Origin of the sequence: Tardiphaga sp. 768_D3_N2_1 (assembly GCF_052076105.1) — a bacterium.
Taxonomy (GTDB): Bacteria; Pseudomonadota; Alphaproteobacteria; order Rhizobiales; family Xanthobacteraceae; genus Tardiphaga.
In genome coordinates, this window is record NZ_CP197245.1 from 5,629,700 (window position 1) to 5,652,735 (window position 23,036).

15 protein-coding genes are annotated in these 23,036 nt (G+C 58.7%); 12 read left to right on the forward strand and 3 right to left on the reverse strand.

Features of this window, described 5'->3' with window-relative positions:
• Nucleotides 1-106 precede the first annotated feature (106 nt).
• The 9 genes from AB8A27_RS26515 (at nucleotide 107) to AB8A27_RS26555 (ending at nucleotide 15,332) form a co-directional block, all read left to right on the forward strand.
• Nucleotides 107-1,276, forward strand: coding sequence for a hypothetical protein (locus AB8A27_RS26515; RefSeq protein ID WP_441244444.1), 1,170 nt, complete (start codon nucleotides 107-109; stop codon nucleotides 1,274-1,276).
• On the forward strand, nucleotides 1,254-2,528 hold the full coding sequence (locus AB8A27_RS26520) for a polysaccharide biosynthesis/export family protein (protein WP_441244445.1): 1,275 nt from the start codon (nucleotides 1,254-1,256) through the stop codon (nucleotides 2,526-2,528). Before AB8A27_RS26515 ends, AB8A27_RS26520 begins: the two co-directional genes overlap by 23 nt.
• A 294-nt stretch (nucleotides 2,529-2,822) precedes the next feature.
• Nucleotides 2,823-3,521: a helix-turn-helix transcriptional regulator gene (locus tag AB8A27_RS26525; RefSeq protein WP_092140506.1), complete on the forward strand. Its 699-nt coding sequence runs from the start codon at nucleotides 2,823-2,825 to the stop codon at nucleotides 3,519-3,521.
• A gap of 366 nt (nucleotides 3,522-3,887) precedes the next feature.
• A complete protein-coding gene (locus tag AB8A27_RS26530; RefSeq protein WP_441244446.1) occupies nucleotides 3,888-5,108 on the forward strand; it encodes a glycosyltransferase in 1,221 nt (406 codons plus the stop codon).
• Nucleotides 5,105-6,358 (forward strand): O-antigen ligase family protein, encoded by a 1,254-nt coding sequence (locus AB8A27_RS26535; RefSeq protein ID WP_441244447.1) that lies wholly within the window; start codon nucleotides 5,105-5,107, stop codon nucleotides 6,356-6,358. Before AB8A27_RS26530 ends, AB8A27_RS26535 begins: the two co-directional genes overlap by 4 nt.
• Nucleotides 6,359-6,361: 3 nt before the next feature.
• Nucleotides 6,362-8,350 (forward strand): asparagine synthase (glutamine-hydrolyzing), encoded by a 1,989-nt coding sequence (asnB, locus tag AB8A27_RS26540; protein ID WP_441244448.1) that lies wholly within the window; start codon nucleotides 6,362-6,364, stop codon nucleotides 8,348-8,350.
• Between the two features lie 11 nt (nucleotides 8,351-8,361).
• Nucleotides 8,362-10,317 (forward strand): hypothetical protein, encoded by a 1,956-nt coding sequence (locus AB8A27_RS26545; protein ID WP_441244449.1) that lies wholly within the window; start codon nucleotides 8,362-8,364, stop codon nucleotides 10,315-10,317.
• A gap of 7 nt (nucleotides 10,318-10,324) precedes the next feature.
• On the forward strand, nucleotides 10,325-12,490 hold the full coding sequence (locus AB8A27_RS26550) for an oligosaccharide flippase family protein (RefSeq protein ID WP_441244450.1): 2,166 nt from the start codon (nucleotides 10,325-10,327) through the stop codon (nucleotides 12,488-12,490).
• A 220-nt stretch (nucleotides 12,491-12,710) separates the two neighbouring features.
• Nucleotides 12,711-15,332 (forward strand): AMP-binding protein, encoded by a 2,622-nt coding sequence (locus tag AB8A27_RS26555; RefSeq protein WP_441244451.1) that lies wholly within the window; start codon nucleotides 12,711-12,713, stop codon nucleotides 15,330-15,332.
• Nucleotides 15,333-15,394: 62 nt separating this feature from the next.
• Here the strand turns inward: AB8A27_RS26555 and AB8A27_RS26560 are convergent, their stop codons facing one another.
• Nucleotides 15,395-15,922, reverse strand: a complete 528-nt coding sequence (locus AB8A27_RS26560) for a DsrE family protein (RefSeq protein WP_441244452.1) — start codon at nucleotides 15,920-15,922, stop codon at nucleotides 15,395-15,397.
• A gap of 572 nt (nucleotides 15,923-16,494) precedes the next feature.
• Between AB8A27_RS26560 and AB8A27_RS26565 the strand changes: the two genes are divergently transcribed.
• The 3 genes from AB8A27_RS26565 to AB8A27_RS26575 are packed head-to-tail and all read left to right on the forward strand — an operon-like array spanning nucleotide 16,495 to nucleotide 19,464.
• Nucleotides 16,495-17,769: a hypothetical protein gene (locus AB8A27_RS26565; RefSeq protein ID WP_441244453.1), complete on the forward strand. Its 1,275-nt coding sequence runs from the start codon at nucleotides 16,495-16,497 to the stop codon at nucleotides 17,767-17,769.
• 55 nt (nucleotides 17,770-17,824) lie between these two features.
• The gene (locus tag AB8A27_RS26570; protein WP_441244454.1) at nucleotides 17,825-18,847 is read left to right on the forward strand and encodes a TAXI family TRAP transporter solute-binding subunit; all 1,023 of its coding nucleotides are present in this window, start codon (nucleotides 17,825-17,827) and stop codon (nucleotides 18,845-18,847) included.
• Nucleotides 18,844-19,464 (forward strand): hypothetical protein, encoded by a 621-nt coding sequence (locus tag AB8A27_RS26575; RefSeq protein WP_441244455.1) that lies wholly within the window; start codon nucleotides 18,844-18,846, stop codon nucleotides 19,462-19,464. The genes AB8A27_RS26570 and AB8A27_RS26575 overlap by 4 nt, the downstream gene beginning before the upstream one ends.
• 119 nt (nucleotides 19,465-19,583) lie before the next feature.
• Here the strand turns inward: AB8A27_RS26575 and AB8A27_RS26580 are convergent, their stop codons facing one another.
• Together AB8A27_RS26580 and AB8A27_RS26585 are read right to left on the reverse strand one after the other, a co-directional pair.
• Complete coding sequence (locus tag AB8A27_RS26580; protein ID WP_441245039.1) at nucleotides 19,584-20,930, reverse strand: HlyD family type I secretion periplasmic adaptor subunit; 1,347 nt, start codon at nucleotides 20,928-20,930, stop codon at nucleotides 19,584-19,586.
• Between the two features lie 146 nt (nucleotides 20,931-21,076).
• Complete coding sequence (locus tag AB8A27_RS26585) at nucleotides 21,077-22,879, reverse strand: type I secretion system permease/ATPase (protein WP_441244456.1); 1,803 nt, start codon at nucleotides 22,877-22,879, stop codon at nucleotides 21,077-21,079.
• Between the last annotated feature and the right edge of the window lie 157 nt (nucleotides 22,880-23,036).

Consider the following 23,036-nt stretch of genomic DNA (forward strand, 5'->3'; position numbering starts at 1 on the left):
TTATGCCCGAGCTCTCCTGTGCTGTGGCGCCCTTGTCTTGCTCGTGTCCTCGAGACCTGCCTCAACGGAATCGCTCGCAAACGCCCAGTTCCTCCCGGCGCCTGCCATGGATTTGCCTGGCTATCTCGCGCCAGCCGCCGAGGCATCCCTCGGCACGACATTTGTACGTGTGACCACGCCTGACAGTCCGATGGGAAACGGCTTGGCTTGCAAGCGTTCCTATTGCACCCATCGCTATTCGAGCGCGCAGGCGTGGAACGCCGACCAGAGCCTGCTTTTGATTGTCAACGGGTGCAATGGTCTGTGCTTTCTTGACGGGCGCACTTATGCCCCACTGTTCCGGCGACAGCGCGGGGGGGAATGCGAATGGCATCCGCAAGATCCAGAGCTCATGATTTGTGTCGCCGGACGTCGCATTTCGCGATGGGCGCCGCGCAGCAACGCCGAAGATGTGATTCTTGATACTGAAGCATATAGCGAGCTTCAATTCGGTCCCTACAAGGGCAATCCCTCATGGGACGGTAACCGCATCGTAGTGCGCGCCATCAGCCAACAGGGCAGGCTTGTCGCATTTGCGTTGGATCTTTTGGATCGCCAGAAATTCCCCGACATTGAGCTGGCGCGAATTCCCGGAAAGAATAACTATTGCGGGATCTCGCCGCTGGGCAAGTACATATTCTGCCAGCAGTCTCTCATTGACTTCACGGATCAAGCATTTGTCTTCAGCGTCGAGGGCGATCTCCTGCAGAGCTGGACCGAGCACCATCGGCCCGGCCACGGCGACATGACCGTCGATGGCGATGGCCATGAAGTTTATGTCGGCATCAGCAAGTCGGTGCCTGACAAATATCAGGTCATCAAACGGAGGCTCCAGGACGGACAAGTCACGGCGCTCGCTCCCTATGGCGAAGCTCAGCATGCGTCGATGCGAGCGATACGCCGTCCTGGTTGGGTCTTCTTGAGTTATGCCGGCGCTGCGCTCGCTCCCGCCGGCGGCAAGAAAGTGGCCCCGTTCGCTCAGGAAGTTATCGCATTGAAAATCGATGGCAGCGGCGAATTCCGACGTATCGCGCATACGCGCAATGCTCCGTATGACTATTGGAGCGAAACGCACGGCTCACCTTCTCCTGATGGCTCGCAAGTCATCTGGTCGAGCAACTGGGGGCAACGAGGCGGGCCCGTATTTGATTTTGTTTCCCGCATCGACTGGGCTGATCGAGACAGTGGAAGCAGCTTGGCGCAAGGAGATCGTCATGAAAGACAACAGGCGCAGTAAAACTTTCAGTTATGTCCCCATCAGCGTCTGGGCAGCAATCATTGTCCTGGCGGGCAGCGACGGTTGCCTTGGAGCTCAATACAGCCTCGCGCCCGGCGACACTATCGAAGTGGCGGTTGGTGGGGCGCCTGAACAGCGCAATAGAGCTCAGATCCAGATGGACGGCACCGTTGCTCTCCCAGGAGTCGGTACGGTGCCGGTTGCCGGTCTGACCCCGGCCGAACTTCAGGCCCGTATGGAAACGCTGCTGCAGTCCAGAATCCTGCGTCAGCGCTCACCGGACGGGCGCGAGCAGGCGCTGGTAATCAAGCCTGGGGACGTGATCACGAGCGTCGTGGAGTATCGACCCATCTATGTCACTGGCGACGTTCTCACGCCGGGGCAGCTGGTGTATCGCGCGTCCATGACGGTACGCCAAGCCGTTGCGGTCGCTGGTGGCTTTAGCCTGCTGCGTTCTCGCGGTCAGGTCGGCGCCACCGATCCGGCGGATCTGTTGCGCGATTACCAATCTTTGTCGACCGAGTACATCAAAGAGTACTTCCACGTTGCCCGTACTAATGCGGAAATCCAGGGCAACGATAACTTCGATCAGAAGGTACCCAGCGAGATATCTTTACCGGCCTCCGTCATCGAGCCGCTCGTGCAATCCGAGGCAGCGTCGCTCAAGACCGCGCAGATCGATTACCGCAAGGAACGAAGCTTTCTGGAGGATGCGGTAAAACAGTCGGACGTGCAGCTCATAACTCTCAGGAAGCAGCAGGACGGCGAGGAAAAGGGTGTGCAGGCTGATGAGGATGAGCTGGATCGGGTAGTCAAGTTATTTGGCTCAGGATCATTGCCAAGCCCTCGTGTCACGGAAAGCCGACGCGCTCTTTTGCTGTCGTCGACACGGCGCCTTCAGACGACGGTTGAAGTCATGCGGCTGCAACGTCAGCGCGAAGATTTTTTGCGCCAGATCGAGCGGGTCACCAGCCAGCGCATCATCAATCTGCTGCGCGAGTTGAAGGATTCAACCGTGCGGATGGCGGACCTGCGGGTCAAATTGCAGGCGTTGAGTCAAAAATTGCAGCCTGTCGGTGGTGCGGGAGCACTACCGGTCGGAACCAGCGATCTCCGACCAGAAATAACGATCGCGCGAAAGGTCGGTCAGCAGTGGAACAGGATCGCGGCATCAGTTGATTTCGATGTAGAGCCGGGAGACGTGGTCGAAGTTTCGCTGCGCGCTTCGGGAGTAGCCAGCGCATCCAATTGAGCCATTGGCCCCGGCGGGGGTACCCACAATGGATACGGCTATTCGCAGCCTCTAGCCCGACGGCCTGCACAGAACTGCGCGCTGAGGTTGCGCACCGCTTTTCAGGCGGCATTTCTTCCATTCCTCCCTGTCGGTCAGACCGCTAGAGGGCCTGCGAATAGCGGATCGCTTCGCTCAGGTGTGCAGTCGGGTTACCCCGATTTGAACATTTACATGGCGCGTTGAAATTGGAATGCTTTTGGTTCGATCAATCCTTGTCATCCAGTTGAACGAGTAGACAAAGGGAATGGCGAAATGTTGAACTTGAACCAGAGTGCCGCATTGCCAGGCGCGATTGCATCGCTTCATCCCTGCAGGGAATCAATCTTCAACATTTCGAATCGCGCTCCTCTTGTCAGGCCAGACGCTGATCCAGACAAGAAGCCCGACCTTGGCGAACAACGCGACGTACTGCACGCGGTTCTGGCGCGTGTCGGCTGCGGGCAAGTTCTGCTCAAGCGTGGTTGCGTGCTCGACGTGAGTGCGATCGGGCGTGCGATATTGGAGCGCGAGTACAAAATCACCGCCAGTCCTGAAACCCTCTACAGCGCCGTAAAGCAGCTGGTGAATCGCGCGGGGGCCCAGATTCCCGTTGGCTCGACATCATGGCTTGCGACTTCCTTCAAGGAGGGCGTCACCAGCCTTGTGAGCCAGATGGTCAACGTCTGGACGGATGAAACCAGCACCATCATTCTGCTCGATCTCGACGCTCATCCAGAGCCGACGCCCCAGGCGCTCCGGTGTTTGTTCGGCTTCACAGCCGCGGAAACCCAGCTTGCAGTCGAATTGGCGCGCGGCCATAATTTGCTTGATATTGCTCGCTCCCGACGGCTGAGCCGGACGACGATCCGCTCACACCTGGCATCCCTGTTCGTCAAGACACAGACACGGCGGCAGGCGGAGTTGGTTGCCTTGCTCGGGCGTGTCGCCGTCCTGCCTTCTCCCGGCAATTGAGCCGACGATAGGCACCCAGGCAAGCCTTGTTGTCCATCCGGGCGCAAATGCAGCGCAAGTGAAACGGGGCGCCGGCTGCCCCACTTACTCAGACGTTTGAACTGAGTCCGAATCTGACGATATGACGCTTCAGCTTGCGCACATCATGCCAGACGCAATTCGGAGTAATCTTCGTCGTGTCGATGTCCCAGTTCTTCAGGATCGCCGAGTATTTCCGACGTTGCCGTCATTCGAACGAATGAAGACACTTCGTGACCGTCTCGTAAGCTCACATAGTCCGCTCATACTCGAGGACATCGAAATCCATCTGTAGCCGAGCGCTCGGCTCGACTGAGCTGCATTCCGATTGCGATCGAAAGGATTAGCATGACGTTGCATGTGCTTTGCGTGGGAGGCGAGGATCATGCCCTGCGGATCCCATTTCTGGCAGCTTTGCGCAGTCGTGGTTTCCGGGTGAGCGCTGCCGGCACCGGCGCTGCATTCCCGTTCTCAAATAGCGGCATCGAGTATCATCGCTATGACTTCAACAGGTTCGGCGCACGAGTTGCCGACCGCCAGGCCGTCGGCCAGCTCTCACAACTTGTGCGTGGCATTCGACCGGATGTTGTTCAAACGTTCGATACCAAACCAAATCTGCTTGCTCCTCTTGCGGTTAGAGGGGCGATCCCCATTGTGCGCACCATCAACGGAATGGGTTGGGTATTCTCCTCGGCTCACCTGAAGGCTCTTGCATTCAGGCCCGCCTACCTGGCACTGCAGCGGCTGGCCGCCTGCTGGACCTCGGCAACGGTATTTCAGAACAAGGAGGATGGCGACTTTTTCCGCCGTTACCGTCTGCTTGGCAAAAGCCCCGCTGTACTGATCGGAAGTTCGGGAATCGATGTCGATGCTTTCGAGACGGCGCGGGCCCAAGCGCCGCCCGCTGCACAACTTCGTACAGAACTCGGAATCGGCGACGATGAAGTCGTCATGACCGTGAGCCGGCTGACAGTACAAAAGGGCATACCCACGCTTCTGGATGCGGCGGCGATCGTCCGCGAAGCGCGACCCAGCGTTCGTTTCCTGCTTGTCGGGCCAAGGGAGAGTGAAGGTCCTTTTGCCGTGGATCAGGCTTTGATTGATCGATACGCGCCACACGTAATCGCTCTCGGTGCGCGATCCGACGTTCCTTCGCTTCTTGGAATCGCGAATGTCTTCGCCTTCCCGACGGAATATCGCGAAGGAATTCCCCGTGTCCTGCTGGAAGCAGGATTGGCGGGTGTGCCTATTGTCGCCACGCGTATGCCAGGCTGCGGTGATGTTGTGGTGGAGAACTGTAATGGCCATCTGGTGCCGCCCCGGGACCCGCGTGCGCTCGCCGCCGCCATTCTCGATCTTCTCCAGGATCCTACCCGCGCAAAGAGTATGGGGCAGCGTTCGATCGCACTCGTGCGCCGTGAATTCGACCTGAACGTTGTGGCTGACCGTTACGCCGATCTTTACAGGAAGCTGGTTTTCACCGGGAGGCGAAGCGAAGAGCCGACTGTTTTATCTCGCGACACCCATGAAGATCGAAGGGTGAGCCAGCACAGTGGAAAAGTACCATGATCGCCAATGCGCTTCTCTCTTTTGGCATCGTACTTACCACAGCTTCACAGCTGCGCCTTCCGGGAATTCCGCTGGGTGTTGGCGAGGTCTGTCTCGTCCTGTGGTTAGCCTTCGTCTCATTGCGGATCGTCGTTACCGGCCAGATTTACAACGCGACAGCCTTGCTCCGAATCGGTGCGTTTTGGGTCTGTCTTGCACTCGCCCTGAGCATAGGGACATGCGTGGCCTATCTGAGCCAGGAGCTGGACCTTCCCTCGATGTTACATGACGCCTTCGCGTATCTGTTGGTGGCAACCTTGACCTGTCTTATCGTCGCAACGATGGAAGCCAACGCTGCCGTACGACAAACCCAATGGTTCCTGATCGCTTTCTGGAACGTCGCACTGGTCCTTCAGATCGCCGCGGGCTGGTCCATCATCAGCCTGCCATCGGTCGATCCATGGTACTGGGATCGATTTCGAGGCTGGGCGGAGAATCCCAATCAGATTGCTCTCTATTGCGCCGTTTTGACGCCGCTGTCTCTCAGCCTTGCCCTATCGGCCAAAGGCTTCGGCCGCATAGCGGGATCGTTCAGTTGCCTGCTAACCTTCGCCGTCGGGCGCCTGACCAAAAGCGATACGTTTCTCGTTGCGATGGTGACTGCCACCGCGATCTTTTCTGTGCTGCGTTTGCGCAGTTGGCTGACCTCGCCACAGCATAGATTGAATTTCCGGTCTGTAGTGGCGGTTCTGGTCATCGCCGCCGCCGTTCCTCTGGCACTCGCATTAGCACCGTATGCCGTCGCGACCGCCGATGAGTTTGAAGGTCTGGCGATCAGTTTGGCGAAGGACCGTGGTGGTGAGGCGACGAAGCGCACCGCATCCCTGCGGCTGCAGCTCTGGGGAGATGCGCTCCATCGAGGACTGGAATCCGGATCGCTCGGGCTCGGGCCGGGCCCGCATCTTGAGAAGCCGAATGTCGCCAATAACAAGGCGCTTCCAACTCCTTTCGAAGCTCACAGCACGCTGCTGGATATATATACGCAAGGTGGCTTGCTCGCTGTGATTGCCGTTTGCGGCCTCTTCGCAGGCACGTTCATACTCATGTTCCGCGCGAAACTCGATGCCCTTGCAGCATTGTTCGCTGCGCTGGCTATTTTCAGCATCAGCCATTTCATCTTGCGTCATCCCATCGTGTGGTTCGCGTTTGCCCTCAGCCTGATCCTCGGATCGGTGCAGGCCTCGTCGCCACGCACGCGCATCGGAAGCTAGATCATGTGTGGAATCGCCGGAATTCTTCAGATGCCACGAGCTTCCCGATCCGCCGATCTGGATGCGATCGGCCGAATGACGAATCGTCTGCACCATCGCGGACCTGATGGTCACGGTTTGTGGTGTGATCGCGACGCCGGGGTTGCATTCGGGCATCGCCGGCTCGCCATCGTTGACCTTACGGACGCGGGGCGACAACCGATGCTTTCCGAGAGCGGCCGGTTCGTCATCACGTTCAATGGCGAGATTTACAATTACCCGTCGCTGCGACACGAACTCCAACGTCTCGGCCAGACCTTCATCGGCAGCAGCGATACCGAAGTCTTGCTCGCAATGATCGAGAGATGGGGATTTGAGGCAGCCCTGAAGCGCAGCAACGGCATCTTCGCAATCGGTCTCTGGGATCGCCAGACCCGCACTCTCCATCTGGCTCGCGATCGAATGGGAAAGAAGCCCCTCTACGTCGCCAGAACGCGAAACGCCGCTGTCTTTGCTTCAGAATTAAAGTCGATCGATGCGTTCCCCGATTTCCATCCGGAGATCAATCCTTGCGGGGTGGCTGAGTTTCTCGCCCGCGGCTGGTTACCGGACGAACATTGCATATGGCGAGATGTCTTCAAACTTCCACCCGGCAGCATTCTATCTTTCAGCGCCGATGATCTTCTGGCATCGCAGGATGCTGCAGAGCTTCGAGCAAAGACGCATACTTGGTGGTCGCTGACTGACATCGCAAAGAGCGGCCGAGAAAACCTCGTGTCGGCGGACGATTGCCAGCTCGTGTCGCATCTTGATGGCTTGCTTCGTGAGGCAGTCAGTGAGCGCATGGTTGCCGACGTGCCAATCGGGCTATTTCTGTCCGGTGGCATCGACAGTTCAACTGTTGTGGCCCTGATGCAATCCCAATCCAGCCGGCCAGTTCGCACGTTCACTATCGGTTTCGGCGAACCCGCCTTCGATGAAGCAGCCTGTGCCGCGGCTGTGGCCCGTCACCTCGGCACGGACCACACGGAGCTACGTCTCACTCCCTCGGAGGCCAGAGATGTCATTCCCGAGCTGCCCCGTATTTGGGACGAGCCATTCGCCGACGAGTCGCAGATTCCGACACTGCTGCTATCTCGTCTCGCGCGCCGGGATGTAACTGTTGTCCTCTCCGGTGACGGCGGAGATGAATGTTTTGCTGGATACTCCAGGCATCTTTTGACTGCCCGTCTGGCTCCTCTCCTTAACTCCAATCGGGCAATTCGGCGAACAGCGGCAATGGGTGTGTCATTGCTCGCCCGCGGTATCCGGGAGGACATCGCCGACGCCCTGCCTCTTTCAGGTCGCCTGAGACGGATGATCGGAAGCGACCGGATTAACCGCCTTGCGCAACTGTTTGCAGGCAATAACGCCGACGAGATGTACCGGAAAGTCATGCGGCTTTCCGAGCTGCAATTAACCCCGGAGCAGACGATCTCCGATTCGAGCAACGTGCCGCCGCTGAATGATCTTCTGTCCGACTTCATTGTGCGCGACATGATCGGGTATCTCCCCGGCGACATTCTGGTGAAGCTCGATCGCGCCAGCATGGCGACTGGTCTGGAGGCGCGTTGTCCAATTCTCGACCATCGCGTCGTGGAATTCTCCTGGCGGCTGCCGAACACGGCCAAGGTGCGCGACGGGCAGGGCAAGTGGATATTGCGGCAGGTTCTCAATCGTTACGTGCCGCGCCACTTGATAGATCGACCCAAGCAAGGATTCGACGTGCCTGTTGGTGCCTGGTTGAAAGGCCCCCTGCGCTCGTGGGCTGCAGACCTGCTCTCCGAAGCGCGCCTTCGCCGCCAGAATTTGCTGGATGCACAAGGGATCCAGAACTGCTGGCAGGATCATCTGAATGGCAATCGTGATCATTCGCGAACGCTATGGGCCGTCCTGATGTTGCAGTCCTGGCTGGAAACGACGGTTGAACAGAGAACGGTCCGATCGACAGACACCCTCGAGCCCGCACAGTAGAGGAGCGAGCTATGGAAGCGTTAGTAGGAAGGCGTATTCGACCGCTACAGGCTCTTTCGCCGGATCTGGCAGAGGATGAACTTGGGCGACGCCTGACGGAACAATCCCTGGCTTCAAATGATGGTCTCCAGTCATTGAAGCGCGTGCTGGATAGCGTACGGAAGTACAAGCGGCTTGTCGTCAGGATGATTGTCATCGGCGCCCTGCTGGCTGGAGCCGCTGGCCTTCTCATGTCACCTTCCTACATGACGACGGCACAACTCGCTGTTGACGTTCGACAATCCGGCGCAGCCGATGTCTTGAATGCCGGCGGTGCGTCCGCAGCACCTACACCGGCGGCTGAGGAATCCACCATCGACACGCATGTCACGGTGCTGCTCTCCGACGCCTATCTGCGGAGACTTCTTCCAACGCTCCGCGCTCTCGAAGACGCGAGACACGCTGCGGCAGCGGGGTCAGGAACGTGGATGCAGAGCTTGCGCGCGCTCTTTCGTCGTACATGGTCTGCAACCAAGGAGCTACTGCTTGGTAAAAGCCACGAGCCCGATGACGGGTCCGCTCTCGCTGCGCTAAAGCGCAGCCTGAGGGTTGGTCAGGAACGGCGCTCCAGGATCATTGCCGTTACCTCTACGGCCTCCGATCCGCAACGAGCGGCGGAAATCGCCAATACGGTGGCACAATCGTATGTCGATGAGGTCACGCGTCAGAAGCAAAGCGACGTGGAGTATGCTTTGAGCTCCCTCGCGACACAATCATCCAAAGTTCAGCGGGATCTGGTAAAGGCGGAGGAGGAATTAAAAGCCTCCCGTCTTGGTCAGCTCTCGCCCTCCCGGAACGCCGCGCTGGAGTGGCAGGTCACCACGCTGGCGCAACAGTTTGAAACGCTCCTGCGGCGACGGCAGGAGCTAACGGCAAAAGGTCTGACCGCGCAATCAGACGTCAGTATTCTCGCCACGGCCACACCGCCAGAACGACCGACTTCATTACACCCGTTACTGATGATTCCTCCTACCGTAATTATCTTCGCTCTGCTGGGTTGTGTTCTCGCAGTGATATTGAACCACTTCGATCGGACCTTGCATACGGAGGCTGACGCCGCTGAAGCTTTGCGTATTCCATGCGCCGGACTGATACCTTCAATTCCCCTGGAGTCAGGCAAGCAGCCGCATTATGTCTTGGAGGAACCTGCGAGCCACTATGCCAGAGCAATCCGCTCCATTCTGGTATCCATACTGGCCTCCGACCCGGCAACCCCACGATCGCAGCGTGTTGTCCTCGTCAGCTCCAGCGTCGGTGGAGAAGGCAAGACTACATTAGCGTGGAGCCTTGGTCTTTACGCTGCCCGGCTCGGGTGGCGCACGCTAATCCTTGACTTTGGTCAATTCACTCGTCGACCGGGTGGCGAGACCGCCAACTTGCACAGTGTACTGGCGTATGGCCGCCCACTGGCAGACGCGATCGAACATATCCATGAGTCCGGAATTGACTATCTGCCCGCAACACCGTTTGGGGGGCATCGGCTTCGGATTCTCTCCGACCCCAAGATTCCTTCGTTGCTCCGGCAACTGAGCGACACTTATGATTTCGTGATCATCGACGGACCCTCGCTGCTGGAAGCCCCAGAAGCAAGATTGCTGGCGAGTTGGGCCGACCACGTTTTGCTCGCCATTCACGCGGGAAGCACTGATCGTGAGGCGGCACAGACCGCGCTGCATCAACTTGTTCGGACGGAACATCTCAGCCCCGCCCAGAGCACGAGATTCTCGTCGGTCTTAACTCGCGTCGAACCACCACAACAGGACCAGTTCGGTGAGCGCGCGCAGCAACTGTTCAAGAGGATGTGGGACGCATTCCGCCAGCGGTCGAAGAGAGCAATCACCTGGCGACCATGGGGCGGCGACGCAATCGAGTTGAAGCGCCCCGGATCGCCCAAACTGAACCCCCGCAATTGGTTGAGAAGCGATTGAGGGCAGCATGATTATCGAGACCTTTGGTCCACCTGGCGCCGGCAAAACAACTTTCAGCCGGGCACTCGCTCAGCGCCTGCGTGACCGTGGGTATGAGGTCGACCTCGTACTTACGTTGCCGCATCTATCCAATCATCTTCTAAATTTTGGGGGATTTCTTCCGGCACTGCAGCGCGTCTCTCTCGCGATCTTCGCCACCATCGCAATCTTGTGCCGTCCTGTTGCAAATGCCCGAGGGCTGCGTCTGGCGAACGACCTGCTCCGACTAATGCCACCCAACAATCCCGTCTGGTGGGTCAGGCTTAGCCAATACGTCGTCCGATTTTCCTGCGTGTGGAGAGATTCGCACAAGCCCGATCGCATCGTCTTGTTCGACCAAGGCTTCGTGCAGATCGTTTGCACCTTGGCCCTGTTTAGCCGAGCGGACGAGAAGACGATCGCTCATGCGATCGGTATGAGGACGCAATCAGATCTATTGATCAGGTTTGATGCTCCGAAGGAGCTGTTAGAACAGCGCCTCCATGAGCGAGTGCGCCAGAAGACGTACATGGAGAAATGGTTCGAACCCGATGTAGGTACCTTTCTCAAAGCAAAGCCGATTACTGATTACGTTGGCTCACTACTCGCGGCCGAGCATCAACGGGTGATCTGCATCAACTCGCTGGATCCCGGACTGATGTCCAGGGCCCTCGATCGCATCGAAGAGGAGGTCTCCAGCAAGTTCAGGCCCGATGGAGCGGTCGGCTCGTCACCGGACCCAAGGGACGACGGCTTCGAACCCTGTGCCGAGAAGTTCACGCCACCTCTGCCGGCGCCCGAGGCAATCGGAACTTTTGCAGCTCAGACTCAACCCGAACTCGCTCGGCGCATGGCCAGCGCAAGCCTGTGGGCGTTCGTTATCTATGTTGGCGGCGCCGGGCTGACGTGCATGGCTCAACTTGTCATCGCCCGTACGATAGGAGCGACGAGTTACGGTATCTACTCATACGTCTTGGCCTGGACGACCCTTCTCTCTTACATCGCCGGACTCGGGTTCAACACGGTTCTGTTGCGATATGTGCCGGCCTACAGTGCGACCGGAAAGTGGCCATTGGCGCGCGGAGTCATTCAATTTGCATTCGGGCGATCATTGCTGGTCGGGATGTTGATCGCGCTTTGCGGAATCGCCACCGCGCTATTCCTGTCGGAGACACTTCATCGGGAGCTGACTATCAGTCTGGCGGTTGGCATGGCGACCGTCCCATTGGTCGCGCTTTACGTTCTCGGTTCCGCTACGGTACGCGCGTTAGGTGGCGTCATTTCGGCAATTGCTCCCGAACGCTTCGTTCGGGACGGCCTTATGGTCGTTCTGCTTCTGCTTGCAGTGGCGCTCAACGTCACGCCAATCGATGCGACAACAGTCCTGATCGCGTTGATGGCAAGTTCTGCCGTCACGGCAGCCATTGTCGGACTGAGCATGCGGAAGCTTTGGCCGCCACAACTACGCTCAGCGGGGCCGGCTTATGCGCCCCGCGACTGGTGGCATCTCGCCTGCCCTGTCATGATCCTTATTGGAGTTGAGGTTCTCATGAGCCGCGCCGGCGTGATTATCCTCGGCTGGATCGGCGATGCCCACGAGGCTGGCATCTTTGCATTGGGGTTGAATCTAGCTCTTTTTCTTGTTCTCCCTCGGATGGCAGTGGGGACTTTCTTTTCGCCAAACGTTTCGAAGCTTCACGCGCATCGGAATGAGGCAGCGCTTCAGAGTCTGTTTGCCCGAGCAACTGTCCTGTCGCTCGCTGGAACAGTCGTGCTGGCACTTCCACTTTTGTTGCTAACGGTACCGCTACTCCGTTTTTTTGGCGAGGAATTCGTTGCAACAGCTCCGGTCGCACAAATTCTTATCGTCGGACAGATCTTCGCTGCTGCTACTGGTCCGCAGCAAAATCTTCTGACCATGACTGGGCACGAGCGGGCAGCAGCCGCAATCACCGCGATCGGAGCCGTCATGAATGTCGCAGCCTGTGCGATCGGCATTGCTTTCTTTGGAGTGATGGGTGCCGCCGTTGCGACGGCCGTGACGAATGTGGCCTGGAACACGGCAATGGCGATCTACATCTACAAACGCGTGAACATGACGGCTGGCCTGCTCTTCGCCGTTGTAGAGTTTCGTCGTCCCGCCGCCGCCAAATAAACCGGTAGTTGGATAGAGGCCGGAAAATTGGTGCAACCCTATCATTCACTCGAAGGACGCCAATAGCCGACGTGTAGCCTACGATGTCCATCCCGCAACGGTGAGTACCGTCATGCAACTTCAAAGATTTCCCGATGGATCCCTGCCGAACCGCGCGAAGACTTTCGTTGGCCGGCGCGCACTTCCCGGAGATGTAAGGGAGCCTGCAAAAGCCCTCTGGATGAAATCTCCCGAATTGCCTCTCGACGTAGGCGGGCCTGTCGATCGCCCGTTCAATCGTATGGGGGCCGAATTTGCCGGCGTGCCCGCCATCACGCATCTGGATGCGGTGGCAAAGAGATTTCCGAACAACATAGCCATTAGCGATGACGCCCGCCAAGTCACATATTCGGATCTTCTCATCAGAGTTTTGACGCTGGCCCAGGCGATTACAGCGGTGGTTCCCGAAGGGCGGGCCGTCGGCCTGCTATTGCGCCACTCGATCTGGCATCCGATCGCCATGCTTGCATGTATGGCGGCAGGGCGACCCTTGGTGCCGCTCAATCCGCGCGATCCGGACCAGCGGCTTGCCCACATTGTTGCCAATGCGCAGATTTCTGCACTGATCGGCCAGGGCGACAGTAGCTCGACCAAATGGATCGATGAAGACGGCCTGCGTTGGATCGATATTACGCGCGCCAACGAACCCTTCGGCGGCACCGCATCGCTTGAGCCGATCTCGGTGGATGCGCCTGCCCTCGTGCTCTACACCTCGGGCAGCACCGGACAGCCAAAGGGTGTCGTGAATAGCCAGCGCAGCTTACTCCAACGTGTCCAGCAATATGCGGATGCATGCCATATCGACGCCACCGATGTCTTTATGCCTCTGAGCGGCCCTACAACCATTGCGGGCACCAGAGAGATGCTCACGGCCTTGTTGACTGGCGCAAGACTGCATATGGCGGATGTCGAAGCCCTCGGCCTTCGCGGCGTGTTGCGTCAAATCCGATCGCAGCAGATAACGATCACCTATATCGTTCCTGCTCTTCTGCGGGCAGTGATCGCCGCAAGCGATACCGGTGATTTCGAATCGCTTCGGGTCGTCCGTATTGGCGGTGAGAAGGTGTTGTGGACGGATGTCGCACTCGTCCGAAAGGTCGTGAGGCCCTCCTGCTTCATTCAGATCAGCTATTCGTCGACCGAAACCACCGGCACGCAGTGGTTTCTTCCCGACGACTGCAAAGAAAGCGATTTCAGTATGCCCCCGGTTGGCTATTTGCTTCCCGGAATGTCGTTTGCCGTTGTCGACGACAACGGGGTACCTGTGCCCATCGGCGAGGTTGGTGAGCTGATCATCAAGAGCATGCATGTGCTACTTGGTTACTGGGAGAACGGTCAGGTGCTGCCTGCATTACCTGACCCGGATGACGACCGTTGTCGCATTTTCCCGACAGGCGACCTTGTTATTGTCGATGCGCGCGGATTGATGCAGATGCTGGGACGAAAGGGGCGTCAACTCAAAATCAACGGGCGGCGTGTCGAACCGGCGGAGCTTGAGGTTGTCGTCCGGAGGATTCCCTATGTGAGCGACGCCGTCGCCATCGTGACCGACTCAAGCGAGCTGGTTATTTTTGCAGCGCCCGGCGTCGAAGCCAAGGCAACATTCACAGCTGACGTTCGAGACGTCATCAGGCAGACGCTTCCGACCGCGTTACATCCGACCAGATTGCATGAAATCGCGGAACTTCCGCGTCTCGCCGGCGGAAAGATAGACGTCGCGAAACTCAAGGCGCTGGATACCGAAAGCCGAAGAGGTCCGCCCTCGCCTCGGCCCCCAGGGGCGGACGAAGTGAAGCAAGCTGGAAAGATGGTGGCGCAGGTATGGACGCGGATCCTCGGCACGACTGATGTTGCCGGCCGCTGGGACGAGGCCGGTGGCGATTCCCTCAAGCTTCTGCGATGCGTGATGGAGTTGGAAGAACTGATCGGTGAAGAGCTCAACATGGAGGCCTTCACGGTGGACATGAGCGCAGCCGATATGATCGAGATCGTCGCTGCAGGAGGTAAGGCGCAGCGGAGACAACCGGTCGAAGACCTGCTCCCTCATCTTGTGATGTTGCCAGGTTCAATGGGGTACGGCCCAAGTCTGGCGGCGTTCGGGGCGCAGTTGAGCAAGACGGCTCAGGTGATCCCGATCCGCTACCCGGATCTGACGTCTGCCCTGACTGGATGCGGTACGGTCGACCACATGGCGACGTTGGCTCTGGAACAGATCAACGCCGTTCATCCTCGCGGCGACATAAGTCTGATTGGCTATTCGCTGGGTGGCGGCGTCGCATTTGAAGTGGCAGCTAGGCTGATTGCGGAAGGTCGGTCGGTGAAATCCCTGGGCATACTGGACACGAACATCGGCCCGCGCAGGAGTGATTATCGGGAGACCCTGTCGCGTACGCTGCAGCGAGTTAGATCGCACCGGGTCACGATGTACCGAATGCTGTGTCGCGCTATCGCAAAATGCGTCGTTCGACTCCACTGGGAGGTGGAGTTCTGCCGAATTCTCGATACGAGGATCTGGACACGTCTGGCCGGCACCCGCTTCATGCTTAAGTTGGAGCTTGAGGAGATTCTCCGGATGCAGGAATTCGGCCGTTGGGTGGCGAGTGCCAAATCTCGCTTGCCAATCACCGGAACGCTGTTCCTCTGCAACCGGCGAGGGGCGCCAGCACATCTCGGGTGGGACTCTCTGTTTGCAAAACTGGAGGTTATTCCGATTGCTGGCGGGCATCTCGATCTGGTGATCGACCCGCATTTGACCGTAAACCGACCGGTCATCGAGCGAGCGATCACGTTGTCCTGTTCCTGATCTTCGACCAACAGATCCGACAGATTGAAACGAGGCGATGCAGATCACAAAGGCCCCTTCAATCAAGGTCGCAAGTAGCTCCAGCCTCGCTCTTGCAGCTCCATAAGTCGTACCACTCCGGATTTGGTGACCTTGGCCTGGGGGATAAGAGGAATATCTTTTGCCTCAGCTTTTGCCATATTCTCCCGGGTGTTCCCGCATGCTGAAAAGGTCAGCTGTGGCATAGCTTCGCTCATGGATTTGATGCGCGTTTTGACGGGAGAGGTGTCATCTCGTAGCATATGTAGTCCAGGTCCAAAAACGACCACTTCGATCCCAACCTTTTGACCGATCTCGCTGTAGTGCTGAACTACATTGCTGACATTATTGAGAGCGAGATTCATTGTTGCGGGGTCATTGACGTCAACCTGTACAGCGAGGCGATGTGGCTGCGTTCGGACGGCGCCCGTGGTCATCTTGGCGTTTACGTTCATTCTGGCAGAAGTCTTGGCAGAATTATTGATTTCTACAGCGCCGCTGGTTTGGGTGCTCAGCACCAGGATACTCCCAACGGCGGCCACGCTGGCGAAGACGACGAGTGATCTGTTCATGTTGTCTCCTTGAGTGTGCTGGGAGTGCTGACTCAAGTGTGCGCTACAGCGTAATCGTGCGCGAACAAGCGGGTCAAGAATAGTTCAGACAATGCAGGCGCGATCTACTTAATTGCCACGATTGGTGCGCCTACCTCATTGTGACTACTTCCATTGCTACATCGACAAACGGTCGATGAAGGCTGTGTCATGAAAATAGACACACATAAAAGCTCACCTGAGTTGTCACGATGTGGTCACAGGCAATTGAGGTAGCATCGCATTGGCTACCGCGATCCAAAGCTGTTGAGGGCTCCCGTGTAAGAAGCAGAACCGCTGCGCGTGCCTCGTCTGCAGCGGGAGCTTGCATTCTGTGGGTCTTCATTGGGATTGCGAAGGATGGGCTATGCGGTGAAAGCCAATTCCGCACGCAGGCCTCCACTGCACAAGCCCAAACGGAACTCAATGCGGCGCAGTCGGCGGACGAAGCAGCCAGCACCTCGCTAAGACGCGCGCTTGATCAAGAGCGAGCCAGGGCAGACGCTCTTGCGAGTGAACTTGCGACCCTCCGGGCGGAACTCGATACGGCGCGGGTGGCAGGCAAGGAACCTACCGAGGCCATTGAGGTCGGGATCAGGCAAACGCAAGCGCTCGAACAGGAACGCGAAAAAACAATCGACCTTATGCGTGAGCTTACCTTCCTTCGGACGGAACTCGACGCGGCGCGGATCGTGATTTCGAAAGCTGTGCAAGCCACCGAGGCCGAAATCAAACAGGAGCAGGCGCTCGAACAGCAGGATCGGGGCAAGGCAGACGTTCTTGCTCATGACATTGCTTCCCTTCGGGTGGAACTCGATACGGTGCGAATCGCAGCTTCGGACTCTGCAAAGGCTACCGCGGCAGAGATCGAACAAAAGCAGGCGCTCGAACAACAGCTCAAACAGCAGCAAGACGCAGCAGAAGCCCTCAGGCGTGAATTGATCTCCCTCCGGATCGAACTCGACGCGGCGCATGCCGCCATGCCGGAGGCCGCGCGGATCATCGAGGCTGCGAAGATCGAACACGAACGGACATTTGCAAAGGAGCGCAATCGGACCGAGGCAGTCGCCCGCGAGCTCTCCTCGGCGCGTCAGCAGATCGAAGAGCATGCCAGCCGTCTCGCGGCGGCACACGCTGATGTGCTTCGGGTGACGGAGGTCGGCAACACCACGGCAGCAGAGCAGAAGCGAGCTCTTGCCAGCGAGCGGGAGCGTGGTGACGCACTTGTGCAGGAGCTTGCTCTTGTTAAGAACCAACTGGAGGCTGGAAACCAGAAGCTTGCTGCCGTGAGTGCGTCTCAGACTCTCGCTTCGCGCAAACCCTCCACGACTGGCCGGAACGAAGGCGCGGCGGAGCCCCGTGCGAAGACGACCGAGGGAAAGAGCGCCTTGCCGCAGTGGGCTTCCACTCAGGCCGTCGCTTCATATGCGGAACGATCGTCCGTGTTGGAAACGCCACCGCAAGCACGGTCGACCGCTCGCGAAGCCGTGCCAAGTGTGGAGCTGAAAGTCCCCGTGGCATCAGAGGCAACCGTGCTGGCGAGTGTCGCTCCCCATTCTGTGGCGGACGAACAGAGACTGCTTGTTCGGGCCAACGCATTGCTCCGGCAAGCTGACATCAGCGGGGCGCGCCCATTGCTTGAGCACGCTCTTGGACATGGCAGCGCGCGAGCCGCCTTTATGCTCGCGGAGACCTACGATGCTCGCGTGCTGAAATCGTGGAGCGCACGTGGGGTGCTCGGTGATTCCAGAAAGGCACGCGAACTGTATGAAAAGGCACAAGCGGGCGGCATTGAGGATGCGAAGGCTCGGATCGAGACGCTGAAATAGCCGCCAGCCTCTGACGCGTCAGCCCAAGGTAGTCATTCTGAGAATGGAGACCCGCATGTCGCTCATCAAGCTCTCATTTGCTATGGCATTGGCGGCGTTTGGGCTGCAACTGGCTGCCAACGCCCAATCTCTCACGACGCGCGAGACGCAGGCTGCGGCGGCGGCGAAAAGGACCGAAGCGGCCGCTAAAGAACGCATCAATGCATGGACTGTCGGCCTCGCCGGCGGGCTCATCGAAGGGGCTCCGCTTCGTCTCGCGGCGGAGATCGCTCGCGTCGCAAATGAGGAGAATAAGCTTCATGTCCTCCCGATCGTGACGCGCGGAGCGACGGAAAACGTCAATTCGCTGCTGTATCTCAAGGGTGTTGATGCGGCGATCATCAACACGGATGCTCTCGAGGAATATAAAGCTCAAGTTCCGTCTATCGAACGGCGCATCGTTTACGTTCTGAACCTCTTTCCGTCCGAACTGCACATCTTCGTCCGCCCGGAGATCCGGTCGCTCGAAGAACTCAAGGGCAAAAAGGTCAATTTCAATACGCAAGGTACCGCAGCCGCCTATTCCGGTCCGCTGATCTTCAGCCGGCTGGGACTAAATGTGGAAAAGATGTTCATTCCGCACCAGGTCGCATTGGAGCAAATGAAGCGTGGAGAAATCGCAGCCGTTGTGTTTGTGACGTCAAAGCCCGTCGACGCTTTTCTGAAGGGACGCTGGGATCCCGGATTTAAGTTCCTCCCCGTCGAATACGGCGCCAAATTTGAGGACTACTATCTTCCGTCGTCTATCGACGCGACGGATTATCCGAGTCTGGTGCCAAAGGGGGAGCGGATAGCGACAATTGCAGTCCCCACCATTCTTGCGGCCTACAACTGGCCGCAACAGTCCGACCGATACCGGCGCGTGGCGCGTCTTGTAGATCACTTGTTTGGTCGCTTCGACCGGTTGCAGTCCCCTGGTTTCGATTCGAAATGGAAAGAGGTCAATCTGCGGGCCAGCGTGCCGAGCCTCGGCCGGTTTAAGCCGGCGCAGGAATGGCTTGATCTTCCGCAGGCCGTAACAGCGGGACGGTCCCCATGAAGGGCACGAGTGCTCTCGGCCTGGTTGTGCTCTTGGTTATGGGCCAGGCTGTGTGTGCTCAAACCGGCGGCGCCATCGATCGTCTGAAGAGTTGCTCACAGCTCGAAGGCATGGAGCGATTGAAATGCGTCGACGCGCTGTTGGGGGAAATGGCCGCCCCCTCTGCTGCGGCGCCGTCTCAAAATCCGAACTGGATCATCAGCGAGACAACCTCGCCGGTGGATTATCAGCCTCAGATTGAGGCACTGATGACAGCGCGCGCGGCGTCGCAAAATGCTGCCTCCGCGCTCGCCATCCATTGCCGTGCCCATCGCACGGAACTGATAATTTCTACAACGGGGTCCTGGAAACAGGTCCCGGATGGTGAGGTGAAGGTCGCGCACCGGATCAACGAGGAGCCGGTTGTTGAACAACGCTGGAGAGCCACAGAAGTGGGGAAAAGTCTCGCCTTTCCGGGCGACGTCATCCGCTTACTCCGCTCAATACCGGATGGCGGCCGGCTTCTCGTTAAAGTCCAGGTTGGGAAAGGTCCGCCATATGAGAGTACGTTTCAATTGGTCGGCCTGGATTCCATCCGACGCAAGATCGCGGCGGCATGCAACTGGCCCACGCCCTGACCGGCGCGCATACCAAGCGTGTGCAGGACAACGCGACCAGTTCGCCGCCTCCGTGGCGAACGGATGGATACCAGCCTGACATCCGGCGCCCCGACAAGTCGCGATGCCGGTTGTTCTCCTTAGTCTTCCCGCATGCCACGCCGTATCGCGTCGGTCATCGGTTGCACGAGATAGGCAAGAACGGTGCGCTCGCCGGTGGCGATCAGGACGTCAGCCATCATGCCCGGCTTGAGCTTTTCACGGATCTTTTCCGGAAACTTCGTCACCTGCACCGAAACTTTGACCTCATAGTAAGGCTGGTGCGTGGCCTCGTCGCGAAGTGCGTCGGCGCCGACCGAAAGAACCTCGCCGATGGCGATCGGCGTTGAACGCGCCTTGAACGAAGGAAGCCGCACTTCCGTGGGCATGCCCACCTGTACGTGGTTGACATCGAGCGATGGTATTCTCGCGGCAACCACGAGCACGTCGTTGTCCGGCACGATTTCCATCAAGACGTCGCCCGGCTTGATTACCGCTCCGACCGTATGGACTTTTAGATTGACGATGCGTCCGGAGCGGGGAGCGCGCACTTCCGTCCGGCTGAGAACGTCGGCGGCCATGCGCAGTTTCTCGCGCGCATCGGCAAGCTGGGCGCGGGTATCGGCAAGCTTGCCGGTGGCCTCCTCCAGAACTTTCTGCCCAACCTGATTGATCTGTAACCGTGCCTCGTCGATGATCCGTCCGAAGCGTGCGATATCTGCGTCGTATGAACCAATTCGCCCCTCAAGGTCGGATTTGGAACGCTCGAGAGTCGCAATCCGCGCGAACGGAACGATTCCCTGGTCGGCGAGTGGCTTGAGCTTGGTATATTCCTGCGCCATGCTGTCGAACTGCGCCCGTGCGGCCTTGCTTTGCGCAGCGTTCCCCTGGATTTGGCGCTGCGCCTGTCCGATCTTTTCTTCCAGGATCGACACCTCGATCTTTCGTGCGGTCCGGCGTTCGTCAAATCGCCGCTTCTGATCGCCCATGGCCCGCTGCGCGGAAGGGTCGGAGGCCTTCTGCATCAGTTCGGACGAAAACGTAATCGTGTCGGCTCCTTCAGCTTCTGCAAGCAGCCGTCCCTCTTCCGCGATTGCCGAATAGACAGCCGAACGAGCCATCTCCTCCCGCGCCCGCTCCTGGGTGGGTTCGAGCCGCAGCAACACCTGCCCCTGTTCGACATGTGAGTCGCCCTTGACCATCAGGCTTTGGACGATGCCGCCTTCGAGATGCTGGACGGATTTGCGGTCGCTTTCGACGACGACCGAGCCTGCAGCGACGACGGCGCCATCGATAGATGCCAGGCCGGCCCAACCACCAAATACAACGAAGGTCAGGAATACGATGCCGAAGCCGCGTCGTGCCGGAGTGTGCCAGTCGCCCGTTGGGGCGCCATTGTCGTCCCCGGGATTGTTGTTCGGGAAGATCGCCAGCTTCGCCTTCGACAGCCAGGCGAGCAATCGTGTCTTGACCTCCGCGAAACGTTGCAGGACATCAGGCGACCGCAATGCGCGTCCGCCATCGCTCAGGCGCGTGAGAAGGCGCGCCAATTCGTCGTGAGCAGCCGTCTCTGCTCGCAGCTTGGGTATATTCATCATTGTCTCGTTATATGGACAGGCCGCACCGAACGTGGAAACGGCGCGTGGCGTGAGGGTCCGTGAACTAGGCGATCTTCTTCCGGCGCGATCCGTGTCTCGCGGGGCTTGGGCGTAGACGTGTCACCAAGAAGCAGGGGGAGCAGCTCTTCGCGTGTTCCCGCGCGTCCGATGCGGCCTTCATGCATGAAAACGATCTTGTCGACCAAGGACAGAAGATTGGGTCGGTGATTGATGATCACGATCGTCACGCGTTGCTGCCGAAGCGCCTGGATGGCATCAGCCAAAGCGCGATCGCCGTCGCCGTCGAGGTTGGCGTTGGGTTCATCGAGCACGACGAAGACGGGCCTGCCAAACAGCGCGCGGGCCAGTCCGATGCGCTGTCGTTGGCCGCCGGAAAGACCAGCGCCATTTTCCCCGATGACGGTGTCGTAACCCTGCGGCAGTCGCTGGATCATGGCATGCGCCGAAGCCAGTTGCGCCGCTTCGACAACCTGCTCGTCCGAAGCGCCGTCGCGAAAGCGAGCGATATTGTCGCGAACGGTTCCGGCGAACAGTTCAACGTCCTGCGGCAGGTATCCGAAACTTTGGCCAAGGTAGCTGGCATCGAAATGGCGGATGTCGTTTCCGTCGACGCGCACGCAACCCTGCGCGGCGGGCCATGCTCCGACCAGCGCGCGCGCCAGAGAGGATTTGCCGGAGCCGGACGCACCGACGATCGCGACAACCTCGCCAGGCGTCAGCCGGAAATTAACATCGGCAATCGCCGCCAGCTGTGATCCCGGCACCATAACGGTCAAGGCTTCGACTGAGATTTGGCCAACCGGGGGCGGCAGCCGTGTCGGCTGTCGTTCTGTCGCGCGCGTTCGCAGGGCCTCGTCGAGTCGAGAAAAAGAGGTACGTGCTGCAACGAACGCTCTCCACTGGGAGACGGCGGCCTCGACCGGTGCAAGCGCACGCCCCATGATGAGTGAGGCAGCGAAGAGAACGCCTCCCGAGATTTCCTGGTGAATGGCCAGGTAAGCACCGACTCCCATAATTGCCACCTGAATCGCCATCCGCAGGAACTTTGAGATTGCGAGCAGTGTTCCGCCGCGTTCTCCCGCCCTGGCGCTTTCAACGAGTGCCTGTCCATGCATCGCGCCCCAGGCGGAGCGGATGGCTGGCCCCATGCCGAGGCCGCGGATGGCTTCCGCATTACGCAGCGAGGATGTCAGTCGATCCAAAGCGTGGAGGTTCTTGGCCGAGGCGGCCATCAGCGGCGCTTTGGTCGCGCGCTCATTGAGAAAGGCGAGCGCAAGAATAACCAGCGCACCCGTCAGGGCAACGAGGCCGATCGACGGATGAAGCAGAAAACACATGCCGAGAAAAACTGGAGTCCAGGGTACGTCCATCAAAGACGTGATCACGCCGCCGGAAAGAACGTCGCGCAATGTATCGACGTCGCGCAACAGCTGGACATGACGCGAGCTCCCCGTGCGCACCGCCTGTGCAAGCGCCGTTTCGAAAGCTTCTCCTGAGAGTAGCTGGTCGAAGCGGATCCCGGTTTGCACGAGAACGCGGCTGCGAAAGTGTTCGAGTGCTGCGTAGCTGATGAAAAGCGCGAGCGCGATGAGCGAAAGCAGCAACAGCGTCATCGCGTTTCGACTCGTCAGAACGCGATCGTAGATCTGCATCGTATAAAGCGGCGAAACGAATACCAGAAGATTTATGAAGACAGACAGGCCGCCGGCGGCAAGCAGGCCGGGACGTATCTGACGGAAAGCGTCCGCAAGCGCGGGTGGCTTTGCTGAAGTATACATGTGTGCATCCAGGCCGCCCGGATCGGACGGCGCTAACGTTAGAGAAGCCATATGCGAAGAAGCGAGCGCGAATGCGCTCGTACGCAACACATCCCGCACTGCGCGAGACGGCATTCCTCTCGCGACCATACTGGCCGCGATGATCCCCAAATGGGGG

Excerpts from the sequence above, each read along its gene's own strand:
- AB8A27_RS26515 (WP_441244444.1), top strand. The coding sequence starts at position 107 with ATGGATTTGCCTGGCTATCTCGCGCCAGCCGCCGAGGCATCCCTCGGC.
- AB8A27_RS26520 (WP_441244445.1), top strand. The coding sequence starts at position 1,254 with ATGAAAGACAACAGGCGCAGTAAAACTTTCAGTTATGTCCCCATCAGC.
- AB8A27_RS26525 (WP_092140506.1), top strand. The coding sequence starts at position 2,823 with ATGTTGAACTTGAACCAGAGTGCCGCATTGCCAGGCGCGATTGCATCG.
- AB8A27_RS26530 (WP_441244446.1), top strand. The coding sequence starts at position 3,888 with ATGACGTTGCATGTGCTTTGCGTGGGAGGCGAGGATCATGCCCTGCGG.
- AB8A27_RS26535 (WP_441244447.1), top strand. The coding sequence starts at position 5,105 with ATGATCGCCAATGCGCTTCTCTCTTTTGGCATCGTACTTACCACAGCT.
- asnB (WP_441244448.1), top strand. The coding sequence starts at position 6,362 with ATGTGTGGAATCGCCGGAATTCTTCAGATGCCACGAGCTTCCCGATCC.
- AB8A27_RS26545 (WP_441244449.1), top strand. The coding sequence starts at position 8,362 with ATGGAAGCGTTAGTAGGAAGGCGTATTCGACCGCTACAGGCTCTTTCG.
- AB8A27_RS26550 (WP_441244450.1), top strand. The coding sequence starts at position 10,325 with ATGATTATCGAGACCTTTGGTCCACCTGGCGCCGGCAAAACAACTTTC.
- AB8A27_RS26555 (WP_441244451.1), top strand. The coding sequence starts at position 12,711 with ATGAAATCTCCCGAATTGCCTCTCGACGTAGGCGGGCCTGTCGATCGC.
- AB8A27_RS26560 (WP_441244452.1), bottom strand. The coding sequence starts at position 15,922 with ATGAACAGATCACTCGTCGTCTTCGCCAGCGTGGCCGCCGTTGGGAGT.
- AB8A27_RS26570 (WP_441244454.1), top strand. The coding sequence starts at position 17,825 with ATGTCGCTCATCAAGCTCTCATTTGCTATGGCATTGGCGGCGTTTGGG.
- AB8A27_RS26575 (WP_441244455.1), top strand. The coding sequence starts at position 18,844 with ATGAAGGGCACGAGTGCTCTCGGCCTGGTTGTGCTCTTGGTTATGGGC.
- AB8A27_RS26585 (WP_441244456.1), bottom strand. The coding sequence starts at position 22,879 with ATGTATACTTCAGCAAAGCCACCCGCGCTTGCGGACGCTTTCCGTCAG.